13 protein-coding genes are annotated in these 16,194 nt (G+C 65.3%); 4 read left to right on the top strand and 9 right to left on the bottom strand.

Features of this window, described 5'->3' with window-relative positions; all coding sequences use genetic code 11:
• Positions 1 to 143 precede the first annotated feature (143 nt).
• Together clpA and GKC28_RS16800 are read left to right on the top strand one after the other, a co-directional pair.
• Complete coding sequence (gene clpA / locus GKC28_RS16805; protein WP_174148151.1) at positions 144 to 2,468, top strand: ATP-dependent Clp protease ATP-binding subunit ClpA; 2,325 nt, start codon at positions 144 to 146, stop codon at positions 2,466 to 2,468.
• Positions 2,468 to 3,439, top strand: coding sequence for a M23 family metallopeptidase (locus GKC28_RS16800; protein ID WP_174148150.1), 972 nt, complete (start codon positions 2,468 to 2,470; stop codon positions 3,437 to 3,439). Before clpA ends, GKC28_RS16800 begins: the two co-directional genes overlap by 1 nt.
• A gap of 311 nt (positions 3,440 to 3,750) precedes the next feature.
• On the opposite strand, the gene GKC28_RS16795 is transcribed toward GKC28_RS16800, so the two are convergent.
• The 3 genes from GKC28_RS16795 to GKC28_RS16785 form a co-directional block, all read right to left on the bottom strand.
• On the bottom strand, positions 3,751 to 5,592 hold the full coding sequence (locus GKC28_RS16795) for a peptidoglycan -binding protein (protein WP_174148149.1): 1,842 nt from the start codon (positions 5,590 to 5,592) through the stop codon (positions 3,751 to 3,753).
• 3 nt (positions 5,593 to 5,595) lie between these two features.
• Positions 5,596 to 6,786 carry a biopolymer transporter ExbB gene (locus GKC28_RS16790; protein ID WP_174148148.1) on the bottom strand — a complete coding sequence of 397 codons (1,191 nt, stop codon included), beginning with the start codon at positions 6,784 to 6,786 and terminating at the stop codon, positions 5,596 to 5,598.
• A gap of 78 nt (positions 6,787 to 6,864) precedes the next feature.
• Positions 6,865 to 7,395, bottom strand: a complete 531-nt coding sequence (locus GKC28_RS16785; protein WP_174148147.1) for a gamma-glutamylcyclotransferase — start codon at positions 7,393 to 7,395, stop codon at positions 6,865 to 6,867.
• 67 nt (positions 7,396 to 7,462) lie between these two features.
• Between GKC28_RS16785 and GKC28_RS16780 the strand changes: the two genes are divergently transcribed.
• Complete coding sequence (locus GKC28_RS16780; protein ID WP_174148146.1) at positions 7,463 to 8,461, top strand: DUF2125 domain-containing protein; 999 nt, start codon at positions 7,463 to 7,465, stop codon at positions 8,459 to 8,461.
• A 225-nt stretch (positions 8,462 to 8,686) separates the two neighbouring features.
• On the opposite strand, the gene GKC28_RS16775 is transcribed toward GKC28_RS16780, so the two are convergent.
• From GKC28_RS16775 to GKC28_RS16755, 5 genes are all read right to left on the bottom strand, one after another.
• Positions 8,687 to 9,505: an extensin family protein gene (locus GKC28_RS16775; protein WP_174148145.1), complete on the bottom strand. Its 819-nt coding sequence runs from the start codon at positions 9,503 to 9,505 to the stop codon at positions 8,687 to 8,689.
• The gene (locus GKC28_RS16770) at positions 9,502 to 10,422 is read right to left on the bottom strand and encodes a prephenate/arogenate dehydrogenase family protein (protein ID WP_174148144.1); all 921 of its coding nucleotides are present in this window, start codon (positions 10,420 to 10,422) and stop codon (positions 9,502 to 9,504) included. Before GKC28_RS16770 ends, GKC28_RS16775 begins: the two co-directional genes overlap by 4 nt.
• On the bottom strand, positions 10,419 to 11,504 hold the full coding sequence (hisC, locus tag GKC28_RS16765) for a histidinol-phosphate transaminase (protein ID WP_174148143.1): 1,086 nt from the start codon (positions 11,502 to 11,504) through the stop codon (positions 10,419 to 10,421). Before hisC ends, GKC28_RS16770 begins: the two co-directional genes overlap by 4 nt.
• Before the next feature lie 122 nt (positions 11,505 to 11,626).
• Complete coding sequence (locus GKC28_RS16760) at positions 11,627 to 13,273, bottom strand: peptidoglycan-binding protein (RefSeq protein ID WP_174148142.1); 1,647 nt, start codon at positions 13,271 to 13,273, stop codon at positions 11,627 to 11,629.
• A gap of 169 nt (positions 13,274 to 13,442) precedes the next feature.
• Complete coding sequence (locus GKC28_RS16755; protein WP_174148141.1) at positions 13,443 to 14,867, bottom strand: aminotransferase class V-fold PLP-dependent enzyme; 1,425 nt, start codon at positions 14,865 to 14,867, stop codon at positions 13,443 to 13,445.
• A 104-nt stretch (positions 14,868 to 14,971) separates the two neighbouring features.
• Between GKC28_RS16755 and GKC28_RS16750 the strand changes: the two genes are divergently transcribed.
• Positions 14,972 to 15,433 (top strand): Lrp/AsnC family transcriptional regulator, encoded by a 462-nt coding sequence (locus tag GKC28_RS16750; RefSeq protein WP_174148140.1) that lies wholly within the window; start codon positions 14,972 to 14,974, stop codon positions 15,431 to 15,433.
• 43 nt (positions 15,434 to 15,476) lie between these two features.
• Here GKC28_RS16750 and GKC28_RS16745 read toward each other — a convergent pair whose 3' ends face one another.
• The gene (locus tag GKC28_RS16745) at positions 15,477 to 16,046 is read right to left on the bottom strand and encodes a PA14 domain-containing protein (protein ID WP_174148139.1); all 570 of its coding nucleotides are present in this window, start codon (positions 16,044 to 16,046) and stop codon (positions 15,477 to 15,479) included.
• Between the last annotated feature and the right edge of the window lie 148 nt (positions 16,047 to 16,194).

The following is a 16,194-nucleotide window of genomic DNA, read 5'->3' as shown; positions in this document are numbered from 1 at the left end:
AAATAATTGTGACCCCAAAATGAAGAAAAGACCTTGAAGCCGGCGCTCTATCAACCAAACTCTAACCTTATAAGCACATGGTTGAACTGAGGGGTTGGTTAATACCGCCCCACCGGCCAACCCAAGATCAGAGGAGCACGCCCGTGCCTTCATTCTCGAGCACCCTGGAACAGGCCATTCACGCAGCGCTGGCGCTGGCGAATGAACGCCGTCATGAATTCGCAACCCTGGAACATCTGCTTCTGGCCCTGATCGATGAGCCCGACGCGGCCCGCGTGATGCGTGCCTGCAGCGTCGACCTGAGTGAATTGCGATCCTCACTGGTTGAATTCGTGGATGAGGATCTTGCCAACCTTGTGACCGACATCGACGGATCGGAGGCGGTGCCGACCGCCGCCTTCCAGCGCGTGATCCAGCGCGCTGCGATCCATGTGCAAAGCTCCGGCCGCACAGAGGTAACGGGGGCGAATGTGCTGGTCGCCATCTTTGCCGAGCGCGAGAGCGACGCCGCCTATTTTCTGCAGGACCAGGAGATGACCCGCTATGACGCGGTGAACTTCATCGCCCACGGCGTGGCCAAGGATCCGGCCTACGGGGAATCCCGCCCGGTCACCGGCGCCACCGAGCAGGAAGAGGATAACCTGACCGCCGCCCCCGAGGGCGAGAAGAAGGAGTCGGCGCTGGCCAAGTACTGCGTCGATCTGAACGCGAAATCCCGCGACGGCGACATCGACCCGCTGATCGGCCGCGACCACGAGGTCGAGCGCTGCATCCAGGTACTGTGCCGCCGCCGCAAGAACAACCCGCTGCTGGTGGGCGACCCCGGTGTCGGCAAGACCGCCATCGCAGAGGGCCTGGCGCGCCGCATCGTGTCCGGCGAAACCCCGGAAATCCTGTCGGAAACCACCATCTACTCGCTCGACATGGGCGCGCTGCTGGCCGGCACCCGCTACCGCGGCGATTTCGAGGAGCGGCTGAAGGCCGTGGTCACCGAACTGGAGGACCACCCCGACGCGGTGCTGTTCATAGACGAGATCCACACCGTGATCGGTGCCGGCGCCACCTCCGGCGGCGCGATGGATGCGTCCAACCTGCTGAAGCCTGCGCTGCAGGGCGGCAAGCTGCGCACCATGGGCTCCACCACCTACAAGGAGTTCCGCCAGCATTTCGAGAAGGACCGCGCGCTGTCCCGCCGGTTCCAGAAAATCGACGTGAACGAGCCGACGGTGGAGGATTCCATCGAGATCCTGAAAGGCCTGAAGCCCTATTTCGAGGAGCATCACGGCATCAAATTCACCTCGGACGCGATCAAGACCGCGGTGGAGCTGTCAGCGCGCTACATCAACGACCGCAAGTTGCCGGACAAGGCCATCGACGTCATCGACGAAGCCGGCGCCGCGCAGCATCTGATCATCGAAAGCAAGCGCCGCAAGACCATCGGCGTCAAGGAGATCGAGGCCGTGGTGGCCAAGATCGCCCGCATTCCGCCCAAGAATGTCTCCAAGGACGATGCCGAGGTGCTGAAGGACCTGGAGAAATCGCTGAAGCGCGTGGTGTTCGGCCAGGACGATGCGATAACCGCGCTGTCGAGCGCCATCAAGCTGGCCCGTGCCGGCCTGCGCGAGCCGGAAAAACCGATCGGCAACTACCTGTTTGCGGGCCCCACCGGTGTCGGCAAGACCGAGGTTGCCAAGCAGCTGGCGGATCAGCTGGGCGTCGAGCTCTTGCGCTTCGACATGTCCGAGTACATGGAGAAACACGCGGTCTCCCGCCTGATCGGCGCGCCTCCGGGCTATGTCGGCTTTGACCAGGGCGGTCTGCTGACAGATGGTGTCGACCAGCACCCGCACTGCGTGCTGCTGCTGGATGAGATCGAGAAGGCGCACCCGGATGTCTACAACATCCTGCTGCAGGTGATGGACAACGGCCAGCTGACCGACCACAACGGCCGCACCGTGAACTTCCGCAACGTGATCCTGATCATGACCTCGAACGCGGGCGCATCCGACATGGCAAAGGCCGCCATCGGCTTTGGCCGCGACCGCCGCGAGGGCGAGGATACCGCCGCCATCGAGCGCACCTTCACGCCGGAGTTCCGCAACCGTCTGGACGCGGTGATCTCCTTCGCGCCGCTGGGCAAGGAAGTGATCCTGCAGGTGGTCGAGAAGTTCGTGCTGCAGCTGGAAGCGCAGCTGATGGACCGCAACGTGTCGATCGAGCTGACCCGCAAGGCCGCCGAATGGCTGGCCGACAAGGGCTACGACGACCGCATGGGCGCGCGCCCCCTGGGCCGTGTCATTCAGGAGCACATCAAGAAGCCGCTGGCCGAGGAGCTGCTTTTCGGCAAGCTGACCAAGGGCGGCGTGGTCCAGGTCGGCATCAAGGACGGCAAGCTGGACCTGCGCCTGGAAGGCCCCAGCAAGCCGCGGATCTCCGGCGACAAGCCGCCGCTCCTGACCGCGGACTGATGCGCCTCGCAGCGCTGTTAACCTCCATATCGCTCGCCGCGCCCGCCGCGGCGGGCGATTTCCGATTGCGGTTTCCGGTGGACTGCACCCTGGGCGAAAGCTGCCACATCCAGCAGTTCGTCGACCGCGATCCCGGGTCGGGTGCCCGTGACTTCACCTGCGGCACGCTCAGCTATGACGGGCACAAGGGCACCGACATCGCCCTGCCCTATCTGTCCGACATGCAGGCTGGTGCGACGGTTCGTGCCGCCGCAGATGGCGTTGTCCTCGGCACCCGCAACAGCATGCCGGATCAATATGCAACGGACGCAAACGCGGCTGAGATCGACGGCAAGGAGTGCGGCAACGGCGTGGTGCTGCGCCACGGCGGCGGCTGGGAAACCCAGTACTGCCACATGAAGCGCGGCTCGGTCCGGGTGGAAAGCGGCCAGAAGGTGAAAGCCGGCGATGTGCTGGGCGAGGTTGGGCTCTCGGGCAAAACACAATTCCCGCATCTGCATCTGTCGGTGCGCAAGGATGGCGCGGTCGTTGACCCTTTCTCCCCGGATGCCCTGGAAACCTGCGGCGACCTGCCGGGCCAGACGCTGTGGGCCAGCCTTCCGCCCTATCAAGCGGGCGGCGTTCTGGGGGCAGGCTTCAGCACAGCCATCCCTGACTACGGCTCCGTCAAGACCGGGACGGCCGATGAGGCGCCGTTGCCGCCGGATGCACCGGCCTTTGTGTTCTGGGCCTACGCCTTTGGCGGCCAGGCCGGCGACCTGCTAGAACTGAATGTGACCGGCCCCGGCGGAGACTTTGTCTCTCACAGCGAGGCGCTTCAAAAGAACCAGGCGCAATTCTATCGTGCCGCCGGGCGGCGCCTGCGCGGCGGGCAATGGCCTGCGGGCAGCTATACCGGCGTGGCCCGCCTGCTCCGGGACGGGCAGGAAATTGCCCGCTTCCAGCGCAGCATGACCATCGCGGCCCAATAGCGCACAGCCCGGGAAACCGTCCTGCAGCCGCGGCGCGGCTGCCCGGCCCAACGGGCGCAGCCGCCCTTGCAGGGCGGATTGGCGCCGGGCGGGAGCCCCCGCGCCCGCCTTTGGCACTTATGCCGGGGCCGGTAAACCTGGCGGCCGGATTTGATAAAGCCCGCATCCGCAATAAATTATATCTGGCCCTGCTGCCCGGCGGGGCCGCAACCCGTGTGTAACTAGTAGCTTGTCTCCATTAGTGAAGCGGGTTGCACCCACCGGATCTGCGGTTCAAGCGGGGCAGCGCCTGCTGAGGGCAGTTACCGGCATCACTTCTCGGTGAATTTCAGCTCGATCCGCCGGTTCTGGGCGCGGGCCTCCGGCGTGTCCGCCGGGTTCACCGGCTGGTACTCCCCGAACCCGTTGGCGGCCAGCCGCGACGGCGGCACCCCCAGCGCCTCGACCATGTAGCGCACCACCGACAGCGCCCGGCCCTGGCTGAGCTCCCAGTTGTCGGCAAATTTCGGGTGCGCCCCCAGCGGCGTGCTGTCGGTATGCCCGTCCACCCGGATGATCCAGTTGATCTCCGGCGGGATCGCCGTCACCACGCTCTGCAGGATCGACACCACCTTGGCGATCTCCACCCGGCCTTCCGGCGACAGGGTGGCGCTGCCCGGCGGGAACAGCACCTCGGAGGCAAAGACAAAGCGGTCGCCCTGGATACGCACGCCCTCCTGGGTGCCGAGGAGATCGCGCAGCCGCCCGAAGAACTCGGAGCGGTAGCGCTCAAGGTCCTGTGCCTTGGCGGTGAGCGCCTCAGCCTCTGCCTCCAGCCGCTTGCGCTCCTGCTCTTCCAAGAGCCGCCGCTTGCGCTCTTCCGAGGCGGCGCGGGCCAGCGCCGCGTTCAGGTCCTGGCCGAGGTTCTGCAGCTGCACCTGCTGCGCCGCGTCGCGGGCCTGGTAATCGTCGAGAATCGCCTGCAGGCCGCCGAGCTGCTCGCGCAGGGCCGCGACCTGCTGATTGAGCAGCGCGGTCTCGCGGCGGGCTTCCTCTGACACCGCCTGCTCCTGCGACAGGGCGTCCCGCACCTGCGCCAGCAGCGCCGCGCGTTCCTCGGCCTGGGTCAGCTGCTCCGTTGCGGCGGCCTCTGCCGCCTCCTGCGCAGCCACGGCGGCCAGCAGCCGCTGGCGCAGGACATCCAGATCTTCCGCCTTGGTTTCCGCCGCGGCCAGAGCTGCCCTGGCCTCGGCCAGTTCAGCTGCCAGCCGCCCGGCCTCGGCGTCTGAGCCTGCACGGGCTGCTTCCAGTTCCGTGAGCTGCGCATCCAGCTGCCGCTTTGCCGCCTCTGCGGCTGCCAGCAGGGTCAGGGTGTCCTCCGCCTGCTGCCGCTGCGCCTCCAGCGCCAGGGTCATGGCGGTGAGTTCCGCGTCCGCGGATTGCAGTTTTTCGCGAAGGGATTCGGCGGCGGCAGCCTCCACCATCCGGGCTGCTTCCTCCGCACTCAGCTGTTCCTGCAGGCCGGCGATTTCCTCGGAGTTGGCCGCCTCCTCCGCCTCAAGGCTGGCGATCAGCGCCTCCATCGCCTCACGCTCTGCCGCGGCCAGCCGGGCTGCCTCTGCCTGGGCGTCGATCTCGCCGCGGGCCTGGGCCAGCGCCAGGGTCAGGGCCTCCTGCTCGCTCAGCAGCACGGCGCGGGCCGCTTCCAGGCTTTCGCGTTCGGCGCTCAGATCCGCAACCCGTGCTTGGGCCGCGTCGCGGCTGGCGATCAGGGCGGCGACCTGGGCCTCGAAACTGGTGATTCGGCTGGCGGCCTCGGCCAGTTCTCCGGCCTGGCGGTCGCGTTCTGCGGTCAGCGAGGTGATCAGGCTGCGGGCCTGCGCCAGATCCTGTTCGGCCGTGTTGAGGGTCGAGGTCAGCGCCCCCATCCGGGCGTTCAGGCGCCTGTTTTCGCGCTCCTCCAGCCCCAGGGCAGAGGCCAAGGCGCTGACCTCGGCTGACAGCTCATCCAGCTGGCTTTCCTGCCCTGTGATGGTCTCGCGCAGCACAAACTGCACCACCATGAAGATGGTCAGCACGAACATCAGCACCAGCAGAAGCCCGGTCATCGCATCGACGAACCCGGGCCAGATCGAGGCCTGAAACCGCTGTCCTGTGCGCCGGGAAAGGGCCATCGGTTACTCCCCCGGGCCCCGGTCCGGCAGACCGCCGCGGGACAGTCCGCGCGGGCGCGCAAAGGCCTTGATCATCAGGTCGATATCCTTGCGCAGCTCGGCGAAGCTTTCCTGGCGGCCTGCGGAAATTTCTTCGAGGATGCGCAGCATCTGCACGTCGATCGAGCGCAGCCGCATCCGGCTTTCGGCGTCGATGCCGCCATGTTCGCTCTGGCTGCGCAGAATCTCGGTCAGCGCCTCCTGCCCGACCGCAACCCGGTCCAGCGCCGCAGTGATGGTGCCGGTCTGCTCCTGGCGGCGGTTCATCTCCTGAATGGTTTCCACCAGCTCCGTCAGCCGCTGATCCACCGCGGCGCGGCCCTCGGCGGTTTCAACAAACATTTCCTGCAGCATCTCCATCTGCTCGGCCATGGTGTCGAGCACCTGGGAAACCACGCCGCTGTCGCTGGCGCCATCCTCGCCAGAGGAGAAGCTGACGCGGGTGATGGTGGAGAGCCATTCCTCCAGCTCGCGGTAAAAGCGGTTCTGGCCGTGGCCTGCGAAGAGTTCGAGCAGGCCGACGATCAGCGAACCGGCCAAACCCAGCAGTGACGAGGCGAAGGCCACGCCCATGCCGCCCAGCTGCGCCTCAAGCCCGGTCATCAGGCGGTTGAAGACAGAAAGCCCCTCCTCCCCCTCCTGCGGGGCCAAGCTGCGGATGGTGTCGACAACGGCGGGAACGGKGGTGGCCAAGCCGTAGAAGGTGCCGAGAAGGCCGAGGAAAATCAGCAGGTTGACAATATAGCGGGTGATCTCGCGGTCTTCGTCGATGCGGCTGGCGACGGAATCCAGAATGGAACGGGTGGACGCCGACCCCAGTTGCATCCGCGCGCTGCGCGACCCCAGAAGCGAGGCCAGCGGCGCCAGCATCGAAGGCGGGCGGCGGTGGTCCTGGCTGTCGCCGGCCGCGAAGCGTTCGATCCAGCGCACCGAACCGATGAGCTGCACCACCTGCCAGAAACAGGCCAGCACCCCGATCACGAAGACAAAGACGATGAAGCCGTTGAGCCAGGGATTGGCCTGGAACACCGGCAGCACCCGCGGCAGCGCCACAAAGGCGCCGAACCCCGATAGCCCCAGCGCGATCAGCATCATGATGATCTGCCGCACCGGCTGGGAGAACTGCGGCCGGGTCTTGCGGTCTGGCTGCGCCATTTTGCCTGGCTCCTGACACTTCTGACTGCTCGTATTGCGTCCGCAGCCTATAGGCAAAGTGTCAAAAGCGCCAAGGCTTTATGCGGTGATTTCCCGCACCCGGCCTGCCAGCCAGTCAAGATCGCTGTCGTGCAGGCCGATCTCGGCCAGATGTTCGGCGGTGTTGTAGAGGTATTCGGTATTGGGGCCGCGTCCGCCCACCGCATGGGCGATGATCTGGGCCTGCTCCTCGAGGCTGAGGCCGCCGCAATACTGCACATGATGCGGGTCGATCACATAGGTGACGGCGGTGACCAGGGATCCATCAGCCAGTTCCACTTCCAGGTCCCGTTCCAGATAGGCCGATGAAATCAGCTCGCGCTCACGCAGATCTGCCAGGGTCTGCTCCTCGTGGCCGGCCTCCACCGCCAGGGCGATGCCTTTGCAATGAGCGCCTTCGACCGCGTCCAGCGCCAGCACGAGGCCGGGCTTTTCCTCGCTGCCGCGGTGATGGATCGAGGACATGCAGAAGGACCGGGCATAACCGTGCAGCACCGCCACCTCGCGCCGCGCCACCGGGAAGCCCGGGTTCCAAAGAAGTGATCCGTATCCGAATACCCACATTGTCATGTCGTCTGGCCCTTTCCCTGCGCTCCCTATAAACAGCAATCCTGGTCCGGACAAAAGAGGCTATCCGATGCGCCTGGCGAAACTGCTGATTACTGCCCTTCTGGTGTGGAGCCTGTATTGGGCGGCGGCGGCCTGGGGGTTGAAGAACGGCATTGCCGCCTGGTTCGAAGCGCAGGAAAACCGGGGCTGGCAGGCGGAGCATGCCGGGCTCGAGACGCAAGGCTATCCATTCCGGCATGTGACCCGGATCAGCCGTCCGGCCCTGGCCGATCCCCGCAGCGGCACCGCCTGGCGGGCGGACTGGCTGGAGCTGGACAGCCCGGCAGCCTGGCCCGGGCAGCTGGAGCTGCACTTCCCGGCGACGGCGCAGCGGCTTTCCTATTTCGATCGGACCGCGGTGATCACCGCAGACGGGCTGCATGCCAGCCTGCATCTGAAGCCGGGGGTTGCGCTGGAACTGGAGCAGATGGCCGCCGTGGCGGACAGCTGGCAGATTGCCCGCGGCGGCGAAGCGGTGCTGAGCGGCGCTGCGCTGGACCTGCGCATGGTGCAAACTGGCGCCCCCGAGACCTACCGCATTTCCGCCGAAGCCAGGGAGTTTGCCCCCCGCGCTGCCTGGCGCAGGCTGCTCGCGGCCAGTGCGCCGCTGCCGGAACGGTTCGACACGCTGAAGCTGGAGATGGCGGTTGCCTTTGACGCCCCCTGGGACAGGTACTCGCTGGAGCAGAGGCGGCCGCAGCCGCGCCGGATCGGACTGAAACTGGCCGATGCCCGCTGGGGCGATCTGCGGCTCAAGGCCACCGGCGCGCTGACGGTCGATGACCAGGGGCTGCCTGAAGGCGAGATTGCGCTGCAGGCGGAGAACTGGCGCGGGCTGGTGCTGATGGCGGAACGCAGCGGCGCATTGCCCCCCTCCTTGCGCAGTTCGGTGGAGCGGGTTCTGGGCCTGCTGGCAGAAGCCCGCGGCAACCCGCACAACCTCGATATCACGCTGGGCTTTGCGGATGGCTATGTCACGCTTGGCCCGCTGCCGCTGGGCCACGCACCGCGGCTGATCATCCGCTGAACGCAAGACGCGGTTGTCATCGCCTGTCTGTCATGGGCCGCACACAGCGGCGGCGAAGCGCGCCGTTCACCCTTTACAGGCACTCCCCAATGCTGGTGCGAACGCGCTTCAGGGCAGACCTGCACCTGAAGCGCTTCTCAGCAAACAACTCATTGCGCGCGCAGCGCGCCCGGCCCAAGGCTGTAACGTGCCCTTCAGGGCATTTTCAGGCGCGGGAGCCCGCCGTCAGCGGCAATAGGTGCCGCCGCGGTGGCGGGCCACGTCCAGGTGGAAGTGGTCCTTGTGATAGCGGTCGGCCTCAGGCCCCAGCACGGTGCCGAAGGGGCCGCAGGCGGCGCGCCAGATCTTTTTCAGCTTCTTGCGGCTCTTGCGGTTCTGCCAGCCGTACAGAACGGAAACGGTTTCGCCGCTGGCGAGCGTAAAGCCGGAGATGTCGATTGCCCGCGCTTTGCCGTGTTCCGAAATCTTGGCGCCGGGGCGGTTGTTGCGGGTGCGGCAGGCATAATGGGCAGCGACCCGCAGGGACACCACCTTGTCTCGGCGCCCGAAGGCGGTTTCGACCTCGCGGTTGATCCAGGTCTTCAGCGCGCGGGCGGTGTTGCAGGTCATCAGCGAGGCCTGGCTGAGCCGCACCCCGGCAATCTCGCGCACCCGCACCGCGTCCTTGGCGCCGCAGCCGGGCAGCGTGCCGGAGACATGGCCGATGTCGTCGCCCTGGATATCGATGTCGCCGCAGACCGAGCCCTTGCGACGCTGGCGGCGCTTGAACAGCACCCGCTCTGCCAGGCTGTCCGGGCGTGCAATAGGCTGCAAGGATGCACCAGGGGCCAGCAGCGGCAGGTCCGCGGGGCGGGCTGCTGCCGCCAGGCGCTGCTCCGATTGCGGACGGGACACCGGGTGCATGCCGGATACCTGTGATATGGCGGCCTCCAGCCCAGCGTTTGCCCCCGGGCGTGCGGGCGGCTCCAGTGAGGCGTCCGGCGTTGCGGCCAGCGCCGCACCGCTGATCACCACCGCCAACAGCAGCACGCCCGCGCGGATCATTTTTTCTGGCCCCGGCCGAAGTCCGGCGCGTCGGTGTCCTGCCCCGCTTCGATGATGCCGCGGCGGATGGCGCGGGTGCGGGTGAAGTAATCGTGCAGATGCGCGCCGTCGCCGGTGCGGATGGCGCGCTGCAGGGCAAAGAGCTCCTCCGTGAAGCGGCCGAGGATTTCCAGCGTGGCGTCCTTGTTGGTCAGGAAGACGTCGCGCCACATGGTCGGATCCGAGGCGGCGATGCGGGTGAAGTCGCGGAAACCGGCGGCGGAGTATTTGATCACCTCGCTGTCGGTCACCCGGCGCAGGTCGTCGGCCACGCCCACCATCGTGTAGGCGATCAGGTGCGGCGTGTGCGAGGTGACGGCCAGCACCAGATCGTGATGGTCGGCGTCCATCTCATCGACATTGGCGCCCATGCCTTCCCATAGGGCGCGCAGGCGGGCGGTGGCCGCCGGGTCGGTGCCCTCGACCGGCACCAGCAGCGACCAGCGGTTGTCGAACAGCTCGGCAAAGCCGGATTCGGGGCCGGAATGCTCGGTACCTGCAAGCGGGTGGGCGGGCACAAAATGCACACCTTCGGGGATATGCGGCTGCACCGCCTCGATCACATGGCGTTTGACTGAGCCCACATCGGAGACCGTGGCGCCGGGTTTCAGCACCGGGGCGATGTCTTCCATCACAGGCCCCATGGCGCCGACGGGGACGCAAAGCACCACCAGGTCAGCGTCCTGCACCGCTTCCCGCGCGCTGTCGCAGACGCGGTCGCAGAGGCCGATGCGGCGGGCGGTTTCGCGGGTCTCAAGGCTGCGGGCGTAGCCGGTTACCTCGCCTGCCAGCCCGGCGCGCTTTATCGCCCAGAACATCGAGGACGCGATCAGGCCCAGCCCGATCAGCGCGACACGGCCGTAGACTTGTTCGCTCATGCCTGCCCCTCTTTGAACGCTTTGACGCCTTGCTCGATGCGGCGGCAGGAGTCCTCATCGCCGATGGTGATACGCAGCGCGGTGGGCAGGTTGTAGCCCGCCACCCGGCGCACGATCAGGCCCTGTGCTTGCAGGTAGAGATCACAGGCTTCCGCCTCTGCCTGGCTGGAGAAGCGGGCCAGGATGAAGTTGGTGCTGGAGACGTCCGAGGGCACCCCGAGTTCGGCCAGCGCATTGGCGAGCCAGGCGCGCCACTTGGCGTTCTCGGACCGGCAGTGATCGACATAATCCGTATCGCGCACAGAGGCCTCAGCGCCCGCCAGCGCGGTGCTGGAGACGTTGAACGGACCGCGCACCCGGTTCAGCACGTTGATGATCTCCTTGGGACCGTAACCCCAGCCGATCCGGGCGCCGCCCAGGCCGTAGATCTTGGAGAAGGTGCGGGTCATGAAGACGTTGCTGCGGGCGGCGATCAGCGCGGCGCCTGCATCAAAGCCCTCCACATATTCCGCATAGGCTCCATCCAGCACCAAGAGCGCGCCATCGGGCAGGCCATCGGCCAGGCGGGCCACCTCGGCCTCGCTGATCATGGTGCCGGTGGGGTTGTTGGGGTTGGCGATGAAGACCAGCCTGGTCCTGGCGGTGCAGCCCGCCAGCAGCGCATCCACATCGGTGACCCGCTCGCGCTCCTTCACCTCTACCGGGGTGGCGCCAGCGGCCAGCGCGCTGATGCGGTACATGGCAAAGCCGTGTTCGGTATACAGCACCTCGTCGCCCGGGCCGGCATAGGCCTGGCACAGGAAGGCGATGATTTCGTCGCTGCCGGCGCCGCAGATGATCTGCTCCGGATCCAGCCCGTGCACCTCGCCGATCGCCTGCCGCAATGCGCCGTGGTCCGAGCTGGGATAGCGGTGCATATTGGCCGCCGCGTCCTGCATCGCCTGGACGGCGCGCGGGCTGGGGCCAAAGGGGTTCTCGTTCGAGGAGAGCTTCACAACATTGCTCACCCCTTTCACATGGGCAGCCCCGCCCTGATAGAGGGCGATGTCCATGATACCGGGCTGCGGTGTGAGTTGGGTCATAATACGGGCTCCTTAATTCCAACCCGTCATAACGGCCCAATCGCTGGCGGGGAAGCACCAAGATGACGCTTCCCCCTTGCTGCCACCCCCCAGCGGCAGCCTGCCCCGGCCGCATGCTCGCGTTAATGCGCGGCTGCGCCCTTGGGCATTTTGCGTTTGGCCTCTGCCATGATGATCTTCTGGATCTGCTTGCGCAGCTCCATGTCCTTGCGCATCGCCTCATTGGCTTGTTTCTGCATGGTCGAGGCCGATTGCGAGCCATCCGCCCCATTCAGCGCCTCGCCTGCATATTTGCTGAGCGTCTTGCCGGAAATCTGCTTGGCGATTTCGCCATACACAGCTTCACCATGCAGCTTGATGAAATCCTCGGTCGCCTTGGTGCCGTATTTGGCGATCAGATCCTTCTTGACCGCGCCCTCCATGGCGGCAGGGGCCAGTTTGGTCTTGAGGAACTTCTCGGCGCCCGAAGTGAAACCGGAAGAGAATTTGTCGAGCACCTTGCCGGCACCTGCGGACATGATGCCAGCGGTCAGGATCTTGGCGATGCTTTCCTTGATCTCCTTGGTGTTCGGCGGGCGGCCCTTTTCGATCAGGGGCTTGGCCAGGCCGATGGTTTCCTTCAAGGCTTCTGTCACCATGGCTTCACCAGCCTTGGATTTCAGGAACTTTTCGAAGAATACCTTCACCGCCTTCTTGGGCATCTCGCGCGACAGCTTGGAAGCTGCGGCCTTGGCCAAGTCATCGGCAAGGCCCGCGGACAGCTTGGCGGTCAGCTTGCCGCCCGCTGCGCCCGCGAGGCCAGCGATGAAGCTGTCGATGAAGACTTTCTTGGCGGCCCCGTCCCAGGTGACCTTGTTGCCTGCCAGATGCTCACCCAGCTGGCCTGCGCTGGATTTCAGCGCCTCGGTGCTGGCAGCGGCGATAGCGTGGGCCTTGGCCGGTGACATTCCCTTGGTCGCCACAAGACGCGCGGTCATGTAGGTTTCGACCACGGCAAAGGAAACCTCGCGCACCACTTCCAGTTTCCAGACGATACCGCCGGCCGTGGCGATCCGCTGGTCGATGAACTTCTTGAAGGCCTTGCCGCCCTTGTTATAGGCCTTGGTCGCCTTGACGTCCTGCTTGTAGACCTTTTTCCAGTCCGGTTTCTTCTTGCTGGTCAATGTCTTGAGCAAGCTTGCCTCGGACCGCGCATTCAGGATCGGGGTCCAGGGCGGATCGGTCTTGTCATTGACCATGCTGACGGCAAATTCGGTCAGCGCATTCAGAAAGGTTTCGTTGCCCTGGCGGGTGTTCTCCACCTCATTGCAGAAGTCCACCCAGGATTCCGCTTGGCCGTACATCATGTTGGCCTTGGCCAGAAGCTTGCGGCGCAACTCCTCCTGCCCGGCCTCGAACTCAGCGACCGTGATCAGCTTGGTCTTGCCGTTCTCGACCACCTCGACCCGCTCAATCTTGGTGTCGGCGGCATGCATCGCTGCCAGCTTGGGCAGGCCCGCGTTCCAGGTGCGCATGCCGGGATCAACGATGCCGTCGGGCTTTCTGAAGCCCAGTTTCTTCTTCTGGAAATCCTTGATGGTGCTGATCAGCCCGGAGTCGCATTTGGTGCTGATCTCGACGGGATAGCCGTTTGCCTTGAGCATCAGGCGGACGAGTTCGACATCCGCGGGGGCGTTCTTGACCGGTTTGAATTTGCTTTCGCCGGTTTTCGGGTCCGGCTTGGTAATCCGTTTCTTGTCGCCGACGGGGGCGGACAGCTTGAGAGCCATGACTTTGCTCCAACCAATTAACTACTGGTTCAAGCCTGCCACGGCGGCGCGCTGCGGTCGCGGGGGATTTGGAATAGACTTTCCCCTTTAAAATGCGGGGGCCGGCACCTACATGTCGCATGCATGTGAGGTGCTTCCCCGAAGCGGGAAAGCACCCGTTCAGCTGGGGTTAGGCCGCCTGAGCCTTGAACCGCGCGGTCGCGGGGTCGGCGTTGTATCGGGCTGCAATCTCCCCCGCCTTCATCGACAGCTCATTGACGCAATTGATGATGTATTGCGCAGTTTCCTCCTCCATCAGATAGGAGAAGTTGAGCCGCACCCAGCCCGGCTTCTTCATCTCTTCACCGGCCTGCAGGTCCGCAAACAGGGTTTCCGATTCCGGTTGATTGATACCCAGCAAACGGTGCGCATAGGGGCCTGCACAGGCGCAGCCGCCGCGGGCTTGGATGCCGTAGACGTCGCTCAGCATGCGGGTGAACAGCTGCTGGTGCACCGGGTTTCCATCGCCATCGGAGACCAGAAAGGAAAAGATCGGCAGCCGGTGCGCGTCGCGGTGGCCGAGGATGCGCAGGCGCGGGTTGGCCGACCAGCCGTCCCAGGCCATCTGCGCGGATTTGGCTTCGCGGGCTTCGATCTGTTCCTGGCCCACGGCCTCCTTGACCAGGAACGCCAGCGCGGAGCGGATGTCGCCGATCACGTTGGGGGTGCCGGCCTCCTCGCGGGCGGCCAGATCCTGGCTGTATTCATGCCGCCAGGGGGAGACGAAGCTGACGGTGCCGCCGCCGGGCCAGGACGGGCAGCGGCGGCGCACCGCTGATTGATTGACGATCAGCACGCCGGAGGCGCCGGGGCCGCCCGGGAATTTATGCGGCGAGACCACAACGGCGTCCTTGCGCGCCGCGCCGTTGCCGCCCATGTCGATGGGCAGGTATGGGCCGCCGCCGGCATAGTCCCAGACCGACAGCGCCCCGTGTTCACGCAGCAGGCGGCTGATGGGGTCGGGATCGGTCACGATGCCGGTCACGTTGGAGGCGGCAGAGAAGCTGCCGATTTTCAGGTCGCTGCCCGCGTGCTGCTTGAGCGCCAGTTCCAGCACTGTCAGATCCGGTCCGCCCTCCTCCGCTTCGGGGATCTCGACGACCTCGGCCTTGCTCTCGCGCCAGGGCAGAATGTTCGAGTGGTGCTCATAGGGGCCCATGAAGACAACCGGGCGGGCGGCCTCGTTTACACCGAACAGGCTGACCAGCCGGTTGAGACCTGCGGTGGCGCCCGAGCCGGTGAAGATCACCGCATCCTCCGGCGTGGCGCCGGTGATCCGGGCGATCTCGCTGCGCGCCTCGCGGCGCAGGCGGGTCATCTGCATGCCGCAGTAGGATGCCTCGGTGTGGGAGTTGGCATAGAATGGCAGCACCTGGCCTGCCACGAAATCCTCCACCTGGCGCAGCGCCCGGCCGGAGGCGACGTAATCGGCGTATACCAGCGGCACATCGCCATCGAGGCCGGGGATCATCACCCCGTCGCCAATCACGCTGCGGCCAAGGGTGCCGTCCTGCGCTGCTTGCCGGATTGTCTGTTTGAATGCTGCCAGGGTCATGTCGCGCCTCCGAAATCTGTTGAGGCATGGTGAACGGGAATTGGCGCAAAAACTTAATCAATTACTGAGTAGATTGCACAATCTTTGTGTCATATGATCGACCAATGAGCAAAAATGCAGACAATATTGACCGCGCCATCCTGCGGGCCCTGCAAGAGGACGCCAGCCTGTCGCAGCGGGATCTGGCCGACAAGGTGGGGCTGTCGCAGAACGCCTGCTGGCGGCGGCTGAAGGCGCTGAACGACAGCGGGCTGCTGAAAGGCTCCACCGCGCGGCTGGACCGCAAGCAGCTGGGGCTGGATCTGGTGGTGTTCGTGCTGTTGCGCACCCGGCATCACTCGGCGGACTGGCTGCAGAAATTCCGCCGCCATGTGCTGACCATTCCCGAGGTGGTGGATTTCCACCGCATCGGTGGCGACTACGACTATCAGCTGAAAGTGGTGACCGAGGACATGGCCAGCTATGACAAGGTCTATCAGCGGCTGATTTCAGGCGTCGAGCTGGACAGTGTGACCTCCTACTTTGCGATGGAGGCCATCGCGGAGGGGCGGCCGCTGCCCCTGTGAGGGCAGAGGCAGGGGGCAGCCCCCTGCCCTGCGGTCAAGGCTGTCAGTGCCCGAAGGCGCTGTTTTTCATCCATTTCGGGCGTTTGCCGTCCGGTCCCATCCGCATGTGCAGGCAGGCGGTGCCGAGGCGCTGGAAATAGAGGATGTCGACGGGATACCAGCCGGGTGAAGGAACCTCGACCTCGGTCACGATGGTGCTGTCGCAGGACTGGCGGCCATCGAATTCACCCACCACCTGACCGCCGATTTTGGCCAGCAGGCCGTCGTTGGTCAGAAAGTCGATGTTGTGGATGCCGGGCGTGTCCAGCTTTACATAGCCAGTGATGCGCGCCGCCACATGCATCGGCCGCTTGGCGGTCAGGGTGTTCTGCCCCTCCTCAGTGTCGCGGTTGTCCAGCCCGGCAATCGGGCGGCCCGTTTCGCTGCCGATCTTCAGCGCGGAGGAGGCTTCGGCCAATGTCTTCACATCCTGCGGATAGGCGTAGACCACCGCCAAGCCAGGCTTGACGCTGGAGGGCTGCGGATTTGCCGGCGTCAGCTTCAACGGTGCCGCACCGGCTGCGGCGGCGAGCATCAGAGCTGCGGCCGCGGCTGCGCTGAACAGAGCTTTCATCTCAATCTCCCTCTTTTTCCCAACAACAGCATAAAGCTTCGCCGTCGGTGCGCATACCGGGAAATGCCGTCAGGGCGGTCCGGAACACAAAGGTTGAAAATGCGGCACCACACGTGCAAGCTGATCGCCGTTAGGAATTTCTTATTTA

The organism is Leisingera sp. ANG59 (genome assembly GCF_013317235.1).
Classification (GTDB): Bacteria; Pseudomonadota; Alphaproteobacteria; order Rhodobacterales; family Rhodobacteraceae; genus Leisingera.
Note: the sequence above shows the minus strand (reverse complement) of the source record. Positions and strands in the feature narration are given on the sequence as shown.

Coding starts and splice junctions, on each gene's coding strand:
- GKC28_RS16770 (WP_174148144.1), bottom strand. CDS start 10,422: ATGAGCGAACAAGTCTACGGCCGTGTCGCGCTGATCGGGCTGGGCCTG.
- GKC28_RS16755 (WP_174148141.1), bottom strand. CDS start 14,867: ATGACCCTGGCAGCATTCAAACAGACAATCCGGCAAGCAGCGCAGGAC.
- GKC28_RS16760 (WP_174148142.1), bottom strand. CDS start 13,273: ATGGCTCTCAAGCTGTCCGCCCCCGTCGGCGACAAGAAACGGATTACC.
- GKC28_RS16775 (WP_174148145.1), bottom strand. CDS start 9,505: ATGATCCGCGCGGGCGTGCTGCTGTTGGCGGTGGTGATCAGCGGTGCG.
- hisC (WP_174148143.1), bottom strand. CDS start 11,504: ATGACCCAACTCACACCGCAGCCCGGTATCATGGACATCGCCCTCTAT.
- GKC28_RS16750 (WP_174148140.1), top strand. CDS start 14,972: ATGAGCAAAAATGCAGACAATATTGACCGCGCCATCCTGCGGGCCCTG.
- GKC28_RS16785 (WP_174148147.1), bottom strand. CDS start 7,395: ATGACAATGTGGGTATTCGGATACGGATCACTTCTTTGGAACCCGGGC.
- GKC28_RS16780 (WP_174148146.1), top strand. CDS start 7,463: ATGCGCCTGGCGAAACTGCTGATTACTGCCCTTCTGGTGTGGAGCCTG.
- GKC28_RS16795 (WP_174148149.1), bottom strand. CDS start 5,592: ATGGCCCTTTCCCGGCGCACAGGACAGCGGTTTCAGGCCTCGATCTGG.
- GKC28_RS16745 (WP_174148139.1), bottom strand. CDS start 16,046: ATGAAAGCTCTGTTCAGCGCAGCCGCGGCCGCAGCTCTGATGCTCGCC.
- GKC28_RS16800 (WP_174148150.1), top strand. CDS start 2,468: ATGCGCCTCGCAGCGCTGTTAACCTCCATATCGCTCGCCGCGCCCGCC.